We start from the raw sequence: 16681 nt of genomic DNA, 5'->3' as shown, positions 1-16681 counted from the left end.
GCCTTGGCGCCAATGGGAATGGTTGACATCGCAAGCGGCGTGGTTACTGGCCTGTGGCCTGCCGCTGGGGCATCACGGGGAACAATTATGCGGGTTGGGCTGTTAGACTTTTGTACGGTCTGAAATAGGAGTACCCCGTGATCACATCTCGTCTGCGCACGTTGCGCGACCATATCCGCTGGGCGGTCAGCCGCTTCCATGAGCACGCGCTGTTCTTCGGCCACGGTGCCGACAATGCCTGGGACGAAGCCCGCCTGCTGGTACTGGGCGCCGTGCACTTGCCATGGGAAATCGCCGACAGCTACCTGGACTGCCAGCTCGAGGACGACGAGCGGGTACGCCTGCAGCACCTGCTCAAGCGCCGCATCGAAGACCGCGTGCCGACCGCCTACCTGCTGGGCGAGGCCTGGTTCTGCGGCATGTCGTTCATTGTCGACGAGCGCGTGCTGGTGCCACGTTCGCCGATCGGCGAGCTGATCGAAAAACGGTTCGAGCCGTGGCTGGCGGCGGAGCCTGCGCGCATCCTAGACCTGTGCACCGGCTCGGGCTGCATCGGCATCGTGGCTGCCGACGTGTTCCCCGAGGCCGAGGTGGTACTGGCCGACCTGTCGTTCGACGCGCTGGAGGTGGCCAACCAGAACATCGAGCGCCATGGCCTGGACGAGCGCGTGTTCACCGTGCAGGGCGACGGCTTCGCCGGCTTGCCGGGGCAGCGTTTCGACCTGATCCTGTCCAACCCGCCGTATGTCGATGCCGAAGATTTCGGGGACATGCCGGCCGAGTATCACCACGAGCCGGAAATGGGCCTGGCGTGCGGCAATGACGGCCTGGACCTGGTGCGGCGGATGCTGGCCGAGGCGGCGGACCACCTGACTGAAAAGGGCTTGCTGATCGTCGAGGTCGGCAACAGCCAGGTGCATGTCGAGGCGCTGTACCCGGAAGTGGACTTCGCCTGGCTGGCGTTCGAGCGGGGCGGGCATGGGGTGTTCATGCTGACCGCCGAGCAGTGCCGCCAGCACCAGGAGCTGTTCAAGGCTCGCGTCTGACTGTGGATTGCCGGGGCCGCATTGCGGCCCTTTCGCGACACAAGGCCGCTCCTACAGGAGTACGCAATTCCCTGTAGGAGCGGCCTTGTGTCGCGAAAGGGGTGCAAAGCAGCCCCAGCTGTCTACCGGGTTGCAATCCAGATCAGCAACCCCGCCTGGAACACGGCAAACGCCACCAGGCAGGTGATGGTAAAGCGCAACCCGCCATCCTCCCGCCGATACTTGGCCACCCGCTCATCGCGCTCGCGCAGCTGCCCCTCTTTCTCCAGCAACTGCTGCTCGGCCTGCTGCAGCATGCCCGCCGCATCGAGCATGCTCACCTGCTGCACCTTGTCGGTATTCCAGCCGCCCTTGAGCTGGCCCACCGTGGTGTCGAGGGTGCGGCCCTTGAGGTGCTGCGGGTCGGCGTACTCCACTTCCAGGCCGGTGGCGGTGATGAAGCGGTCGCGGCGCAGGCGGGTGTCTTCGTTCAGCGCATCCTTGTTCGGCAGCGCCATGCCTTCGACCCGGTAGCTTGCCCAGCGGCGCTGCAGCCACTGCACGGCCTGGCCCAGCATGAAGCGGCCGACGCCGCGGTTGAGCGGCTCCAGTTGCAGGCCGCTGTCGCTGCCGATTTGCACCAGGCGCTCGGCGTGATCCACCCGCACATCCAGCTGGTTCTGCTCCTTGCGCACTTTCTGCCCCGGCAGGCGGATTTCCATGCGCAGCAGGCTGTGAGCCTTGTCGTGGCGCTCGGCATAGGCGAACTCGACGAAGCGCAATGGCCGTGCACCGCTGTTGCGGTCGGTGGGCATGGGCGCCAGGCGCAGCAGCTGGAAGTGTTCGACGGCAAGGTCGGCCCAGGGCAAGGCGGCGGGTTCCGTGGCCTGTGGCTCTTCGGCTGGCTCTACGGCGGTGGCATCGGTCATCAGGGCGTTTCCTCAGGTACGGGCGGGCACCGATAGGGGCGCGAAGCGGCCCCAATCAGCACCGATACCGCGTTATCGGCAGGTTTTGCCGATGTTTGAGGGTCAGGCCGAAGGCAACTGGTGAATGAAACTGACCACCTGCTCGCCAAGCTCCCTGGCCAGTGGCAATTCCGGGTTCAGGTAGCTGTCACGCTGCAGGTGCATGTCCTTGGGGCTGATACGCAGCATGTGGTTCATGCCGTCGATCAGTACCAGCCGGGCATCCGGCTTGGCCGCCTTGAGGCGTTCGGCGTCGGCCACGTCGACTTGCACGTCGTTGCGGCCCTGCACGATCAGCGCCGGCATCGGCAAGCGGGCGAAGGCTTGCGCCGGGTCCTGCTGGAGCAAGGTGATCAGGTAGGGCTGCACGCTGGGGCGGAACACCTGACGCAGCGGTGCCGGCACATCCAGGCTGGTGTGCCCGGCCTGCAGGCGGTCGAGCAGGGCGCTGCCGCCGGCCAGTTGTGCCGGTGACATACGCTGGGCCAGCTGCTCACGCAGTACGTCAGCCAATGGCCGGCCCATGCCGGCCAGGGTGATTACCGCGCTGGCACCGGCGCGCTCGGCGGCCAGGCTGGCGATCAGCGCCCCTTCGCTGTGGCCGACCAGGATCAACGGGCCGAAGCGCGAGTCCGCCTTGAGCTTGCGGCTCCAGGCCACCACGTCGTCCACATAGCGTTGCACGCTCAGGTTGCGCTCATCGGGCGTGGCCGGCTGGCTGGCGGCCACACCGCGCTTGTCGTAGCGCACGCTGGCGATGTGCTCGTTGGCCAGCACCAGCGCCAGGCGCTTGAGGTTGTCGACGCGCCCCGAGGCCGGGTTGTTGCCGTCGCGGTCGGTGGGGCCGGAGCCGGCGATGATCAGCACCACAGGCGGCGGTGTGGCCTGTTGCGGCAACAGCAGGCTGCCATGCAGCACGCCCTGGCCGGTGTCCAGGTCGATGGGGCGTTGCAGCACGGTGGGGGCAGCGGCGTGGGCCAGGCCAGTGCACAGCAGGAAGAGGAGGGCGACGAAGCGCGACATCATGGGGGTACTACAGTGGGGAGATGACAGTTTGACCCAATGATTGCGGGAAGGTTCGCCCGCCAGTAGTTCTGTGCTGGCCTCTTCGCGGGTAAACCCACTCCCACAGGGACCGCACTGCATTCAGGCCTTGTGCGGTCCTTGTGGGAGTGGGTTTACCCGCGAAGAGGCCAGCACAGGCGAGCGATCCATCTGTATACTCGCTGCTTTCGTTCATCTCAGGCAGATTTCGCGGAGCGTCCATGTCCGGCAATACCTACGGCAAGCTGTTCACTGTCACCACCGCTGGCGAAAGCCATGGCCCGGCGTTGGTCGCCATTGTCGATGGTTGCCCACCTGGCCTGGAAATCTCCATCGCCGACCTGCAGCACGACCTCGACCGGCGCAAGCCCGGCACCAGCCGGCACACCACCCAGCGCCAGGAAGCCGACGAAGTGGAGATCCTCTCCGGCGTGTTCGAAGGCCGCACCACTGGCTGCTCGATCGGCCTGCTGATCCGCAACACTGACCAGAAGTCCAAGGACTATTCGGCGATCAAGGACCTGTTCCGCCCGGCCCATGCCGACTACACCTACCACCACAAGTACGGCACCCGCGACTACCGTGGCGGTGGCCGCAGCTCGGCGCGCGAAACCGCCATGCGCGTGGCCGCCGGTGCCATCGCCAAGAAGTACCTGGCTACCCAGGGCATCCAGGTACGTGGCTACATGAGCCAGTTGGGTCCGATCGAAATCCCGTTCAAGGGCTGGGATTCGGTGGAGCAGAACGCCTTCTTCAGCCCCGACCCGAGCAAGGTGCCGGAACTCGAGGCCTACATGGACCAGCTGCGTCGTGACCAGGATTCGGTCGGGGCGAAGATCACCGTGGTGGCCGAAGGCGTGATGCCAGGCCTGGGCGAGCCGATCTTCGACCGCCTCGACGCAGAACTGGCCCACGCGCTGATGAGCATCAACGCGGTCAAGGGTGTGGAAATCGGCGCCGGGTTCGCCAGCGTTGCCCAGCGTGGCACCGAGCACCGTGATGAACTGACCCCGGAAGGTTTCCTCAGCAACAATGCTGGCGGCATCCTCGGCGGCATCAGCTCGGGCCAGCCGATCGTCGCCCACCTGGCGCTCAAGCCCACCTCCAGCATCACCACCCCGGGCCGTTCGATCGACGTCGATGGCAACCCGGTCGAGGTCATCACCAAGGGCCGTCATGACCCGTGTGTAGGCATCCGTGCCACACCCATCGCCGAGGCGATGATGGCCATCGTGCTGATGGACCACCTGCTGCGCCACCGTGGGCAGAATGCCGATGTGAAGGTCGACACCCCGGTGCTGGGCCAGCGCTGATCTAGCCTGTACCGGCCTCTTCGCGGGCTCGCCCGCTCCCACAGGATCACCACAATCTCCAATATTGTGCGGTCCCTGTGGGAGCGGGCGAGCCCGCGAAGAGGCCGGCACAGGTTTCCACAAGGCCCACCCCATGCCCCCGATCCCCTACTGGCGCCTGTCCAGCTTCTACCTGTTCTACTTCGCCCTGCTGGGCTCCACCGCGCCATTCCTGGCCCTGTACTTCGACCACCTGGGCTTCTCCCCGGCACGTATCGGCGAGCTGGTGGCCATCCCCATGCTCATGCGCTGCATCGCCCCCAACCTGTGGGGCTGGCTCGGCGACCGCAGTGGCCAGCGCCTGCTGATCGTGCGCCTGGGCGCCTTGTCGACCCTGGCCACCTTCTCGCTGATCTTCTTTGGCAAGAGCTACGCCTGGCTGGCGTTGGTCATGGCGCTGCATGCGTTCTTCTGGCACGCGGTGCTGCCGCAGTTCGAAGTCATCACCCTGGCTCACCTGCATGGCCAGACCTCGCGCTACAGCCAGGTGCGCCTGTGGGGCTCGATCGGCTTCATCCTCACCGTGGTCGGCCTGGGGCGGCTGTTCGAATGGCTGAGCCTGGACATCTACCCGGTGGCGTTGGTGACCATCATGGCCGGCATCGTCGCCGCCAGCCTGTGGGTGCCCAACGCTCAGCCGGTGGAGCAGGGCGAGCGGCGCGAGGTGGGCGGCTTCCTGCGCCAGCTCACTGCGCCGGGAGTGATCGCCTTCTATATCTGCGTGGCGTTGATGCAGCTCAGCCACGGCCCGTACTACACCTTCCTCACCCTGCACCTGGAACACCTGGGCTACAGCCGCGGTGCCATCGGCTTGCTGTGGGCACTGGGCGTGGTCGCCGAAGTGTTGATGTTCATGGGCATGAGCCGCCTGTTTGCCCGCTTCAGCGTGCAGCGGGTGCTGCTGGTCAGCTTCCTGCTGGCGGCGGTGCGCTGGCTGCTGCTGGGCAACCTGGCGGGTGAACCGGCCGTGCTGATCTTCGCCCAGTTGCTGCATGCGGCCACCTTTGGCTGCTTCCATGCCGCGTCCATCGCCTTCGTCCAGGCGAGTTTCGGCGCTCGTCAGCAGGGCCAGGGCCAGGCGCTGTACGCGGCACTGTCGGGTACCGGCGGTGCGCTGGGCGCCTTGTATTCGGGCTACAGCTGGAAACTGCTGGGGCCGACCTTCACCTTTGGTATGGCCAGCGCCGCAGCAGTGGCTGCAGCCGTTATCATTGCCACTCGTTCGAAATCGACCAGGACCAGCAGCCGATGAGCATCCTCTGTGTTTTCCACCCGTCCAGCCCGGGCTCGCCGAACAAGGTACTGACCCACCACGACGACATCGCCGCGACCCTGGCCGAGCAGGGCGTGCGCTTCAGCCACAGCCCGTTGACCCTGCGCGTGCGCCCGGGCAGCAGCCAGGCCGAGGTGCTGGACGCCTGCCGTGAGCACCTCGACGCGCTGATGACGGCTCAGGGCAGTGTGGCGTTTACCCTGCTTAACCGCGATGGCCTCGATCCGACGCAGGTCGATGTGCGTGACGAGCATGTACACGACAGCGACGAAGTGTTCGCCGTGGTCACCGGGCGCGCGCAAGTCGGCCTGCGCCTGGGCGAGTACGTGTATGCGGTGCTGTGCGAGAAGGGTGACCAGCTAGAGGTGCCGGCGGGAACGCGGCGCTGGGTGGAGCTGGGGGACAATCCGTTCTGCCTGGCGTTGCGCCTGTTTGGCAGTGAGCCGGGCGTAGAGCCGCGATTCACCGGTGATGTGACTGCCCGGGCGTTTCTCGGGATCGACGAGTTGTAATGCCTGCCCCGGCCTCTTCGCGGCTATAGCCGCTCCCACATGAACCCCGCCATCCCTAAGGGCAATGCAGTACCTGTGGGAGCGGCTTTAGCCGCGAAAGGGCCGGTGCAGGCAGACACTTAACGGTAGGTCGGCAGCGCAAACCGCTGCTGACTCTGCAGCATGGAAATCACCGGCAGTTCACTGGCCTGCTCGGCCAGGTCACGGCGGATGGCGCTGATCGCCCAGGACAGTTGCTCGGCGCTATGCAGCTGCCCGTAGGTCAACACGCGGCGAGTCACCACGCCGTCGGCGGCACGCAGGGTCAGCAATACGCCACCGTCAGGGCGGGGCTGGGTGGTGACCTGGTGCGCTGGGAACACCGAGACGAATTTTTGCTGGATGAGGTCCATATCAACTCCTGACTGTTGTGTGGGCAGACGTGAGTTGATTGTTGCAGTGACCGTGCCAGAACGTGGCGGTGGGAAAAGCCCAGTAAATACAAGGTGTTATGGGATATTTGGCGAGGCGGGACCGTGCAGGCTGCATGGTCGTGCATTTTGCATAGTGCATTTTGCACGGCTCAGGCTCTACCTATTGGCCCCATAGAATCTGAACCTTTGACCGCAATGGCTTGCCTGACAAAGACTTGGGCAATCATTTATGCCAGGAGGTTCCCGATGTCTGCTCACCCTACCGCCACCGCCATGACCGACGATGAAACCGCCGCCTTTGCCGAGCAGGTGTTCGAGCGGGCCCGCCAGGGCGACGCCGAGATGCTTGGGCGCCTGCTTGCCAGCGGCCTGCCGGCCAACCTGCGCAACCACAAGGGTGACACCTTGCTGATGCTGGCCAGCTACCACGGCCAGCATGAAGCGGTGCAGGTGTTGTTGGCCCACGGGGCCGATCCGCTGATCGCTAACGACAATGGTCAGCTGCCAATTGCTGGTGCGGCGTTCAAGGGGGATCTGCCGATGGTCCGCCTGCTGCTGGAAAGCGGCGTACCGGTGGATGCAGCCGCGCAGGACGGGCGTACCGCGCTGATGCTGGCGGCGATGTTCAACCGCTGCGAGATGCTCGACTACCTGCTGGCCCAGGGCGCCGACCCGGCGCGCCAGGATGCCCGCGGCGCCACGGCGCTGATGGCAGCGCAGACCATGGGTGCAGTGGACACCAGCGCACGCCTGCAAGCGCTGGCCGGCTAACCGCCCGGGGGCATTTGCGGCTATCCTTGGCGACTTTTCACCCGTCGCAGGCCCCCTTCATGAAAAACCAGTTGCTCGAATTCATCAGCCTCATCGGCGCCGGCTGCATGCGCGATGAGGACATCGAGCGCATCGCCGACGAGGCCGCGCAGGCGTACGCCGACCCCGCCGCCTTCCTGGCCGCCAACCCCGACATCAACTACGACGACAGCTTTCCGATCCCGCTGGGGGAATGGGTGGTGCTCGGCAGCCTGCCAGACACCGTGGTGTTCCAGGCCGACAGCTATCAGGAGCTGTTCCAGCACATCAGCGATTCGTTCGACCAGAGCGTACCGTTCACCCTCAAGCCCAAGCAGCTGGCGCGCACCGAGCCGCTGACCGCGCTCAACCGCATCCAGGTGCAGATGGGCGCGTTGAACAAGGACGCTGGTGGTTATGTGCTGCTCAACTTCAGCCAGCTGCTCGATGACGAGCTGCAGATGGTGATGGTTGGCCAGCAGGACCTGGCGCGGGTGCTGGAGCTGGGGGCAGCGGTGGGGATCAAGGTGGAGCCGGCGCTGGAGGCCTTGAAGGTCGCGGTTCACGTCTGATTTCACCTATTGCCTCTTCGCGGGCCCGCCCGCTCCCACAGGGATATGCATTACCTGTGAGAGCGGGCGAGCCCGCGAAGAGGCCGGCACAGGCAACCAGTAGCTTCAGCCCAGTGCAGTATCGAGAAACATCATCACCGCAAACCCTCCCATCAACCCCAGGGTCGCCGCTGTCTGGTGCCCGTTGCGGTGGGTCTCGGGTATCACTTCATGCGACACCACAAAAATCATCGCCCCCGCCGCCAGCCCCATGCTGATCGGGTAGGCCAGGGCAAACCCGGTGGAAATGCCCAGGCCGATCACCGCACCCAGCGGCTCCATCAACCCCGAACCAATCGCCACCAGCGCCGCCTTCAGGTTCGACAACCCGGTCGCCCGCAGGGCCAAGGCCACGGCCAGCCCTTCGGGAATGTCCTGAATGGCAATGGCGCTGGTCAGCGGCAAACCGATATTCATGTCGCCATTGGCAAAGCTCACGCCGATGGCCATGCCCTCGGGCAGGTTGTGCAAGGTGATCGCCAGCACGAACAACCACACCCGGCTGATACGCTCCGCCTCCGGGCCGCAGCGGCCGACGCTTTCATGTTCATGCGGGGTGAAACGGTCGAGGCCGAGCATCAGCAGCACCCCCAGCCCCATGCCCAGCACCACGGTGAACGCCGCTGCCGGGCCATTGCCGGTGATTTCGCGGGCGGCGTCCAGCCCTGGCAGGATCAGCGAAAACGAACTGGCGGCGAGCATCATGCCGGCGGCAAAGCCGAGCATCACATCCTGGCTGCGGGCACTGACATCGCGCAGCACCACGGCCAGCACCGCACCCAGCGCAGTGGCGGCGAACCCGGACAGCCCGCCGAGCGCGGCCAGGTGCAGGTTGTCGGCATGGTCGCCGTTGATGGCATTCCAGAAACTGGCCGCCAGCAGAACAATGACCGCCAGCAGGCTTACGCCCAGGCCCGCGCTGAGCCATGGGGTGCTGATCGCTTGCTGGCGCCAGGCGCTCAGCAACGAGGGCGGGGTGGCGTTTTGTGTGTGGGCGGGTGGCATGTAAACCTCGGATCCATGGATGCTTGCAGTTTATGCAGTGACCTGCGGGGCGGGCCAAGGATTCCCTTCTATGGCCTCGATAGAAGACTATGCTCAGCATCAGCCTTTCAAGGAGAACGTGGCAATGGGCTCTACTTTCAATGGCCTGGTCGGCCTGATCATCCTCGCCCTGGACATCTGGGCGATCCTCAATGTGATCAAGAGCGGCAGCGAAGTGGGGAGCAAGGTACTGTGGATTCTGCTGATCGCCCTGCTGCCGGTAATCGGCCTGGTGATCTGGGCGATTGCCGGGCCGCGGGGCAATGTCCGTCTATGAAAGCCGCGCCCCAGACAAAATCTGCAACAGGGTCGTGACAAAATTTTCACATTGGTTTAAACAGAATCCGCACCCGCATAATGCTGCGCCGGGCATGCCCCTGCGCCACCTCCGCAAACCGCAATCCTAGGACCTCTCCATTCATGGCTAACACGGATGCCTTGAAGCAACAGGGCGCGCGAGCTTTTACGCCGACCTTGAAATCGCACCTGGCCTACACGCTGCTCAGCGGCCTGGTGATCATGTTGATGCTCAGCCTGGTGCGCCTGGCGCTGCTGGTCTACAACAGCGACATGGTCGGCGACACCCCTTACTCGACCGTCGCCGAAGGCTTCCTCAACGGTTTGCGCTTCGACCTGCGGGTGGTGGTGTACCTGAGCATTCCCCTGTTGCTGGCGATCCTGAGCCCTTGGCTCATGGCCCGGCGCGGGCTGTTCCGCGTCTGGCTGACCGTCACCTCGAGCGTGGTGATGTTCCTCGGCCTGATGGAGATGGACTTCTACCGCGAGTTCCACCAGCGCCTCAATGGCCTGGTCTTCCAGTACATCAAGGAAGACCCCAAGACTGTATTGAGCATGCTCTGGTACGGCTTCCCTGTGGTCCGCTACCTGCTGGCCTGGGCCTTCGGCACTTGGCTGCTGAGCCTGCTGTTCAAGGGCATCGACCGCCTCACCCGCGGCAATGGCGAACAGCGCGTGGCACCGTGGTACAACCGCCTGGCGGTGTTCATGGTGATCCTGCTGGTGGCCGTGGTCGCCGCCCGTGGCACCCTGCGCCAGGGCCCACCGATGCGTTGGGGTGATGCCTTCACTACCGACTCCAACTTCGTCAACCAGCTGGGCCTGAACGGCACCCTGACCCTGATCGATGCCGCCAAGAGCCGCTTCGGCGAAGACCGCGCCAACATCTGGAAGCCGGTGCTGAAACAGGAACTGGCCACCGACACCGTGCGCAAGCAGCTGCTGACCGCCCACGACACCCTGGTCGATGCCGACGAGGCCGCCGTGCGCCGCGACTTCGTGCCGCCGGCCGACCGCACCCTGCCGATCAAGAACGTCGTGGTGATCCTCATGGAGAGCTTCGCCGGCCACTCGGTGGGCGCTCTGGGCAGCCCGAACAACATCACCCCGTACTTCGACAAGCTGGCCAAAGAGGGCGTGCTGTTCGACCGCTTCTTCTCCAATGGCACCCATACCCACCAGGGCATGTTCGCCACCATGGCCTGCTTCCCTAACCTGCCAGGCTTCGAATACCTGATGCAGACCCCAGAGGGTGGCCACAAACTGTCGGGCCTGCCGGCGCTGCTCAGTGCCCGCGACTACGACGACGTCTACGTCTACAACGGCGACTTCGCCTGGGACAACCAGTCCGGGTTCTTCGGCAACCAGGGCATGACCACCTTCATCGGCCGTAACGACTTCGTCAACCCGGTGTTCTCCGACCCGACCTGGGGCGTGTCCGACCAGGACATGTTCGACCGCGGTAACGAGGAGCTGGCCAAGCACGACCAGAAAAAGCCGATCTATGCGCTGCTGCAGACGCTGTCCAACCACACCCCGTACGCGCTGCCGGCAAATCTGCCGGTCGACAAGGTCACCGGCCAGGGCCGCCTGGACGAGCACCTGACCGCCATGCGCTATTCCGACTGGGCGCTGGGCCAGTTCTTCGAGAAGGCGCGTAAAGAGCCGTACTTCAAGGACACCCTGTTCGTCATCGTCGGCGACCACGGCTTCGGCAACCATCAGCAAGTCACCGAGCTGGACCTGGGCCGCTTCAACGTACCGCTGCTGCTGATTGCCCCTGGCATCCAGGAGAAGTTCGGTGCGGTCAACCACACCGTGGGTACCCAGGTCGACATCGTGCCGACCATCATGGGCCGCCTGGGTGGCGAAACCCGTCACCAGTGCTGGGGCCGCGATTTGCTCAACCTGCCTGAGGGCGACCAGGGCATCGGCATGATCAAACCGTCGGGCAGCGAACAGATCGTCGGCCTGGTCAAGGGCGATCAACTGCTCATCGAGGCCAAAGACATGAGCCCGCGCATGTACCGCTACCAGCTGGGCAGCGAGTTCAAGGCCGAGCTGATCGAAAGCCCGGAGCAGCCGCAGATGCTGCAGCAGCTCGAGGCCTTCATCCAGACGGCGACCAAGAGCCTGCTGGACAACACGGCCGGTGTCGTTCACGGCACACCGAAGAACTGAGCAGCTGCAAGCAAGCAGAAAGGGCCGCCATGCGGCCCTTTCTGCTTGAACGAATCCCCAAGCGCAAGGTCAGCATTTACACGCGTCATACACAGGGTGTTCTTTGATTGAGAGGGCAATTCAATGAAAGAGTGGGAAGTCATCTTTGCCGACCAGAAAGGCGAGCCAACGACCTTGTTGCTGCACGGCGAACAATGCCCCAGCGAGGAAGAGGCGGCTCGCGCCATCCGTTCGCATCTGTTTCCGGTCATGGATGAGCTGGACCTCAACGACTTCCAGGACCGCGCCCCATCCCCTACTGCACGCTGGCTCAAGGAACAGAACGGCGTGATCATCACCAGCATCCACGAAGCGCCCTGAATCAGGGGTTGGCGTGGTGCCTGTGCAGGCACTACGCTGGTAGGAGGTGCCGGCCTTTTCTGCGGGCCTGCACCCATTCAATTCGCGTCTTGCATCAGCTCGATCTGCTGGCACTGCCGGCAGGTGCGTAGTGCACGGAAAGTCTATCCATCGCTTTATTCGGGAGGACGATTCATGAGCAGCCTGAACGACGATATCAGCAGTAATGTTCTGCGCCAGATGAAAGCGGGCGGTTTCGACTTCACCCGCATCCACCCCATCGAGTTCTACGCGGTATTTCCAGATGAAGCCGGCGCGCGACGGGCAGCCGGGCAATTTCGTGGCGAATCGTTGAATGCTCAGGTGCGTGAACTGGACGATGGTGGCTGGCACCTGGAACTGAGCAAGGTCATGTACGCCACCTATGGTGGGATTGGTGATTTCGAGGAGGCCTTCGAACAGGTCGTTTCACCTTGCGGCGGCGAAGTCGAAGGGTGGGGCGTCAAGCAGGAAAGGCCGATAGCCTGAGATTTTGGGGCTGCTGCGCAGCCCTTTCGCGACACAAGGCCGCTCCTACAGAAGATCGCATACCCCTGTAGGAGCGGCCTTGTGTCGCGAAAGGGGTGCGAAGCGCCCCCCTTCAATCTCAAGGCCTGCGCCCGGCCATGTGCCCCAGATAAGCCAGCAACGCATCCAGCTCCTGATCACTCAACACACTTTCGGCAAACCCCGGCATCCGCGCCTGCGGCCATTGCCGCAAGCTCTGCGGGTCCCGTATGTACATACGCAGGTATTCCGGCCGGAAGTACTCGGTCGGGTTGTGCGGCACATTCAGGTCCGGCCCGAACTGCGCATCCCCAGCACCATTGAGCCGATGGCAGGCCAGGCAGTTCTGCTGGAACAGCGCAAAGCCCTGGCGCACCGGGTCATCGGCCGGCAGCCCGGGGTCGGGCAGCAGTGCCGGGAAGCGTTGCTCGACGGAAGCCAGGCGGCGGATCGTGGCGACTTGGAAGGGCCATTGCTCGGGGCGGATGCCGCTTGCCTGGGGGTTGCTCCAGACCAGGTAGAAGGGCCCGGCGCTCGGTTTGCCGTTGCCCAGCGCCGGCCACGGTTTGGCCGGGTCCTCGATGGCCAGCCAGGCACGCGCCGGGCCTTCCTGCAACAACGGCCCGGCCGGCATTTCTGCAGCAAAACCATCCAGCGCCACCACCTGCAGATGGTCATCGGCCTTGACCCCTTGCAGCAGCGACGCCACGGGCACGGCGCGATAATGCATGGGCCGCTTATAGGAAACGTCCTGATCGATGTCGATGTCGCGCGCCTGAGGGTGCTTGAGCAGGTCCTCGCTGGACCACTGGCGGCTGTTGTCACCCAACTCCAGATGCAACTGCGCCGCCGATAACGGCAGGCTCAACAACAAGACTAACGCGGCAAGGCAGTGGCGCATGGGCAATCTCCGATCATGAAGCCGGAAGATTAACCCAGGCGAAGCGCTGACGCTGTCAGCCGAACAACCGCGTGAGGTTGGGAAGGATCAACAGCAAAGTCGTGGCGAAGAGAATGAGCCCGGCTTGGCGAAGTTTCGATTGTCTGAACATGGCGGACCGCCTTCTTGTTGTTATTCCTGAATACCCGGTGGCTTCCTTGTCGGGTCTGCTGCCTCATGTATGTGGATATAAACCACTGGCAGGGCGAGCGTTAACCCTCGTTGAGAACCCTTTGTTCTAAAAGCCACGGCTTCCGATTTCGAATGGCTATGAGGCCAATGGCCATGGCGCTGACAACCTCTGCCTAGACAGCCGCGTATCCCGCTGCGGTTCTCCGACAAAATGTGACCGTTCGTCAGTGCAGCCTACTTGCTTGTACAGGGCTTTCGCGTCAGTCTCTACAACAGATTCCCATCCATGTCGTTCAGGACCATCCCTATGTCGTTACGCATCTGCATCCTTGAAACCGATGTCCTGCGACCGGAGTTGACCGCGCAGTACCAGGGCTACGGAAGGATGTTCGAGCAGCTCTTCTCGCGTCAGCCGATCGCCGCCGAGTTTCGTGTGTACAACGTGATGAACGGCGACTACCCGCCCGACGGCGAGCGTTTCGATGCCTACCTTGTGACAGGCAGCAAGGCCGACTCGTTCGGAAGCGATCCATGGATCCAGACGCTCAAGGTTTACCTGCTCAAGCTCTACGAGCGCGGCGAGAAGCTGCTGGGTGTGTGCTTTGGTCATCAGTTGCTGGCATTGACCCTGGGTGGCAAAGCCGAGCGCGCCGACCAGGGCTGGGGTGTCGGCGTTCACCGCTATTCGCTGGCGGCGCATGCACCGTGGATGGACCCGGAAGTTTCCGAGCTGACCTTGCTGATCAGCCATCAGGACCAGGTCACCGAGCTACCGGAAGGCGCCACGGTGATCGCCTCCAGCGACTTCTGCCCGAATGCGGCGTATCACATCCGCGACCAGGTGCTGTGCTTCCAGGGTCACCCGGAGTTCGTCCATGACTACTCGCGGGCGCTGCTCGATGCGCGTCAGGAGTACCTGGGCGACGAGGTGTACCACAAGGCCATTGCCAGCCTGGCCACCGAGCACCAGGGCGACCTGGTGGGGGAGTGGATGATGCGCTTCATCCAGCAACCGGCCAAGGCCAGCGACAGCGCTGCCTGACAGATATTTGGGGCCGCTTTGCGGCCCTTTCGCGACACAAGGCCGCTCCCACAAGGGCCTGCCAACACTCGGCAATTCATAACCAGCCCGATTTCTTGAAGCTGGCAAACAGCCCCGTACACCCCAGCACAATCACCCCCAGCACCCCGAAGTAGCCATAGTGCCACCCCAGCTCCGGCATGTTCTGGAAGTTCATCCCATAGATCCCGGCAATCGCGGTCGGGAACGCCAATATCGCCGCCCACGCCGCAAACTTGCGCTGCACGATGCTCTGCCGTGATGACTCAAGCAGCATGCCGATCTCGATGGTCTGGCTGGCAATGTCGCGGATCCCGGCCAGGTCCTCCATCTGCCGCGTCACGTGGATCTGCACATCACGAAAATACGGGCGCATGTTCTTGTCGATGAACGGGAAGCTCAGGCGCTGCAGTTCCTCACTGACTTCCACCATCGGCGCCACATAGCGGCGCAAGCGCAGGATATCGCGGCGCAGGCTGTGCAAGCGCTGAATGTCCTCCTCTTGCAGCGTGGTGCTCAGCACGCTCTGCTCCAGTTCCTCGATCTCGCCATGAATGGCCTCGCTGACCGGCTGGTAGTTCTCGGTGACGAAGTCGAGCAGGGCATACAGCACGAAGTCCTCGCCATGTTCGAGCAGCAGCGGGCGCGCTTCGCAGCGCTGGCGCACCAGGGCGTAGGATTTCGAATGGCCGTTACGGCAGGTGATGATGTAGCCATTGCCGGCAAAAATATGGGTTTCGATGAACTCCAGTTTGCCTTGGTGGCGTACCGGTGAGTAAGTGACGATGAACAGCGCGTCACCAAAGGTCTCCAGCTTGGGCCGGCTGTGCTTTTCCAGCGCATCCTCGATGGCCAGTTCGTGCAGGTTGAACTGGCACTGCAGGTTGGCCAGTTCCTCGGCATTGGGTTCCTCCAGGCCGATCCACACGAAGTGCCCCGGCTTGCGCGCCCACTCGCTGCCTTCATCGATGCTGATGTTGGTGACCTTCCTGCCGGCGGCGTACACCGCCGATGCCACGACTCGACCCATGGTTATCCACTTGTTTGGTTGCACACGGGTTACAGCTTGGGCCGTCGCGAGCAGGAGAGCAACCTGGCTGGTGGCTGCAATCAGCCCATGTGGCCCTGATCGAGCTGGATCGCCTCGTCCAGGGTATCCAGCAGCGCCTTGCGCACCTTCAGCTTGGTGTTCTTGTGCGCCAGCATGTTCAGCTTCTTCAGCTCACGGGCAACGCCCTGGGCGACTTCAAGCAGCTGCTCGGCCGGCACTAGCTTGTCGAGGAAACCGGCATCCAGTGCCTCTTTGGGTTCGAACATCTCGGCATTGATTACCGAGCGGTGGAAGGCCGAGCGACGCAGGCGGTCGCGCGCCAGCTCGATACCGGCGTGGTGCATGGTCATGCCGATTTGCACTTCGTTCAGGCCGATCTTGTAGGGGCCTTCGACGCCGATGCGGTAATCCGCCGACAGCAGCAGGAAGGCGCCTTTGGCCACGGCATGGCCAGGGCAGGCGACGATCACCGGGAATGGGTGCGACAACAGGCGGCGGGCGAGGGTGGAGCCGGCGGTGACCAGTGCGACGGCTTGCGTGGGGCCGGACGTCATCACCTTGAGGTCATAACCGCCCGAGAGGATGCCCGGCTGCCCGGTGATGATCACCACGGCACGCTCCTGCGTGGCTCGGTCGAGGGCGGCATTGAAAGCTTCGATGACGTCCGGCGAAATGGCGTTGACCTTGCCGTTGTTCAGGGTCAGGGTGGCGATGCCGTCTTCGGCGTGGTAGGTAATCAGCTCGCTCATTGCAGGGTCCTTTGGGTGGCGTGGCGCTGACGTTACCCAGCGCCGAAGGCCAGGTAAAGCAGCAAGGCTGACTGGTCGGTCAGCGTTCACCGGCCCATTTATGCAAATGCATGAAAAATTTGAAAAAAATGCTTGCCAAGTAAAAGCTCTTCCACTAAATTAGCGCGCCTCGACAGGGTGAAAGCCTTGAAGAGAAACGGTGAAGTGTCCGAGTGGTCGAAGGAGCACGCCTGGAAAGTGTGTATACGAGAAATCGTATCAAGGGTTCAAATCCCTTCTTCACCGCCACATTCTGCGAAAGCCCCCGCGCTGAAAAGCTCGGGGGCTTTTTGCATTCTGCGGCCGCCACGCGGCT

Annotated in this window: 18 protein-coding genes and 1 tRNA gene; 12 read left to right on the top strand and 7 right to left on the bottom strand. The window is 63.5% G+C overall.

Annotation, left to right across the window (positions count from 1 at the left end):
* Positions 1-137: 137 nt before the first annotated feature.
* Complete coding sequence (gene prmB, locus ACIPW4_RS15085; RefSeq protein ID WP_400659030.1) at positions 138-1046, top strand: 50S ribosomal protein L3 N(5)-glutamine methyltransferase; 909 nt, start codon at positions 138-140, stop codon at positions 1044-1046.
* 122 nt (positions 1047-1168) lie between these two features.
* On the opposite strand, the gene ACIPW4_RS15080 is transcribed toward prmB, so the two are convergent.
* Entirely contained in the window at positions 1169-1954 is a 786-nt protein-coding gene (locus tag ACIPW4_RS15080) for a hypothetical protein (RefSeq protein WP_400659028.1), read from the bottom strand.
* Positions 1955-2056: 102 nt separating this feature from the next.
* On the bottom strand, positions 2057-3019 hold the full coding sequence (locus ACIPW4_RS15075; protein WP_400659026.1) for an alpha/beta hydrolase: 963 nt from the start codon (positions 3017-3019) through the stop codon (positions 2057-2059).
* A 239-nt stretch (positions 3020-3258) separates the two neighbouring features.
* Between ACIPW4_RS15075 and aroC the strand changes: the two genes are divergently transcribed.
* The 3 genes from aroC (at position 3259) to ACIPW4_RS15060 (ending at position 6174) form a co-directional block, all read left to right on the top strand.
* On the top strand, positions 3259-4350 hold the full coding sequence (gene aroC, locus ACIPW4_RS15070) for a chorismate synthase (protein ID WP_400659024.1): 1092 nt from the start codon (positions 3259-3261) through the stop codon (positions 4348-4350).
* A gap of 133 nt (positions 4351-4483) precedes the next feature.
* Positions 4484-5641 carry an MFS transporter gene (locus ACIPW4_RS15065; protein ID WP_400659023.1) on the top strand — a complete coding sequence of 386 codons (1158 nt, stop codon included), beginning with the start codon at positions 4484-4486 and terminating at the stop codon, positions 5639-5641.
* Positions 5638-6174, top strand: coding sequence for an oxidase (locus ACIPW4_RS15060; protein WP_400659021.1), 537 nt, complete (start codon positions 5638-5640; stop codon positions 6172-6174). The genes ACIPW4_RS15065 and ACIPW4_RS15060 overlap by 4 nt, the downstream gene beginning before the upstream one ends.
* Before the next feature lie 119 nt (positions 6175-6293).
* Here the strand turns inward: ACIPW4_RS15060 and ACIPW4_RS15055 are convergent, their stop codons facing one another.
* Positions 6294-6566, bottom strand: coding sequence for a DUF3509 domain-containing protein (locus tag ACIPW4_RS15055; protein ID WP_400659020.1), 273 nt, complete (start codon positions 6564-6566; stop codon positions 6294-6296).
* Between the two features lie 267 nt (positions 6567-6833).
* Here ACIPW4_RS15055 and ACIPW4_RS15050 point away from each other — a divergent pair, with 267 nt between their 5' ends.
* Positions 6834-7358 carry an ankyrin repeat domain-containing protein gene (locus ACIPW4_RS15050; RefSeq protein WP_400659018.1) on the top strand — a complete coding sequence of 175 codons (525 nt, stop codon included), beginning with the start codon at positions 6834-6836 and terminating at the stop codon, positions 7356-7358.
* A 59-nt stretch (positions 7359-7417) separates the two neighbouring features.
* Positions 7418-7948, top strand: coding sequence for a hypothetical protein (locus ACIPW4_RS15045; protein WP_400659017.1), 531 nt, complete (start codon positions 7418-7420; stop codon positions 7946-7948).
* Positions 7949-8053: 105 nt separating this feature from the next.
* Here ACIPW4_RS15045 and ACIPW4_RS15040 read toward each other — a convergent pair whose 3' ends face one another.
* Positions 8054-8992 carry a ZIP family metal transporter gene (locus tag ACIPW4_RS15040; RefSeq protein ID WP_400659015.1) on the bottom strand — a complete coding sequence of 313 codons (939 nt, stop codon included), beginning with the start codon at positions 8990-8992 and terminating at the stop codon, positions 8054-8056.
* A gap of 124 nt (positions 8993-9116) precedes the next feature.
* Between ACIPW4_RS15040 and ACIPW4_RS15035 the strand changes: the two genes are divergently transcribed.
* From ACIPW4_RS15035 to ACIPW4_RS15020, 4 genes are all read left to right on the top strand, one after another.
* A complete protein-coding gene (locus ACIPW4_RS15035) occupies positions 9117-9308 on the top strand; it encodes a PLDc N-terminal domain-containing protein (RefSeq protein WP_400659157.1) in 192 nt (63 codons plus the stop codon).
* 143 nt (positions 9309-9451) lie between these two features.
* Entirely contained in the window at positions 9452-11509 is a 2058-nt protein-coding gene (locus tag ACIPW4_RS15030; RefSeq protein WP_400659013.1) for an LTA synthase family protein, read from the top strand.
* A 123-nt stretch (positions 11510-11632) separates the two neighbouring features.
* Entirely contained in the window at positions 11633-11869 is a 237-nt protein-coding gene (locus ACIPW4_RS15025; RefSeq protein WP_027919510.1) for a hypothetical protein, read from the top strand.
* Between the two features lie 174 nt (positions 11870-12043).
* Positions 12044-12376 carry a ribonuclease E inhibitor RraB gene (locus ACIPW4_RS15020; protein ID WP_400659011.1) on the top strand — a complete coding sequence of 111 codons (333 nt, stop codon included), beginning with the start codon at positions 12044-12046 and terminating at the stop codon, positions 12374-12376.
* A gap of 118 nt (positions 12377-12494) precedes the next feature.
* On the opposite strand, the gene ACIPW4_RS15015 is transcribed toward ACIPW4_RS15020, so the two are convergent.
* Complete coding sequence (locus ACIPW4_RS15015; RefSeq protein WP_400659009.1) at positions 12495-13295, bottom strand: c-type cytochrome; 801 nt, start codon at positions 13293-13295, stop codon at positions 12495-12497.
* Between the two features lie 478 nt (positions 13296-13773).
* Between ACIPW4_RS15015 and ACIPW4_RS15010 the strand changes: the two genes are divergently transcribed.
* Positions 13774-14508 (top strand): amidotransferase, encoded by a 735-nt coding sequence (locus tag ACIPW4_RS15010; RefSeq protein WP_400659008.1) that lies wholly within the window; start codon positions 13774-13776, stop codon positions 14506-14508.
* 76 nt (positions 14509-14584) lie between these two features.
* Here ACIPW4_RS15010 and ACIPW4_RS15005 read toward each other — a convergent pair whose 3' ends face one another.
* Positions 14585-15556 (bottom strand): magnesium and cobalt transport protein CorA, encoded by a 972-nt coding sequence (locus ACIPW4_RS15005; protein WP_400659006.1) that lies wholly within the window; start codon positions 15554-15556, stop codon positions 14585-14587.
* A gap of 80 nt (positions 15557-15636) precedes the next feature.
* Positions 15637-16326 carry a crotonase/enoyl-CoA hydratase family protein gene (locus ACIPW4_RS15000; RefSeq protein WP_400659004.1) on the bottom strand — a complete coding sequence of 230 codons (690 nt, stop codon included), beginning with the start codon at positions 16324-16326 and terminating at the stop codon, positions 15637-15639.
* Positions 16327-16524: 198 nt separating this feature from the next.
* Between ACIPW4_RS15000 and ACIPW4_RS14995 the strand changes: the two genes are divergently transcribed.
* Positions 16525-16614, top strand: a tRNA-Ser gene (locus ACIPW4_RS14995).
* Positions 16615-16681: the final 67 nt, after the last annotated feature.

This window comes from Pseudomonas sp. NPDC089996, from assembly GCF_044748405.1.
Classification (GTDB): domain Bacteria; phylum Pseudomonadota; class Gammaproteobacteria; order Pseudomonadales; family Pseudomonadaceae; genus Aquipseudomonas.
Note: the sequence above shows the minus strand (reverse complement) of the source record. Positions and strands in the feature narration are given on the sequence as shown.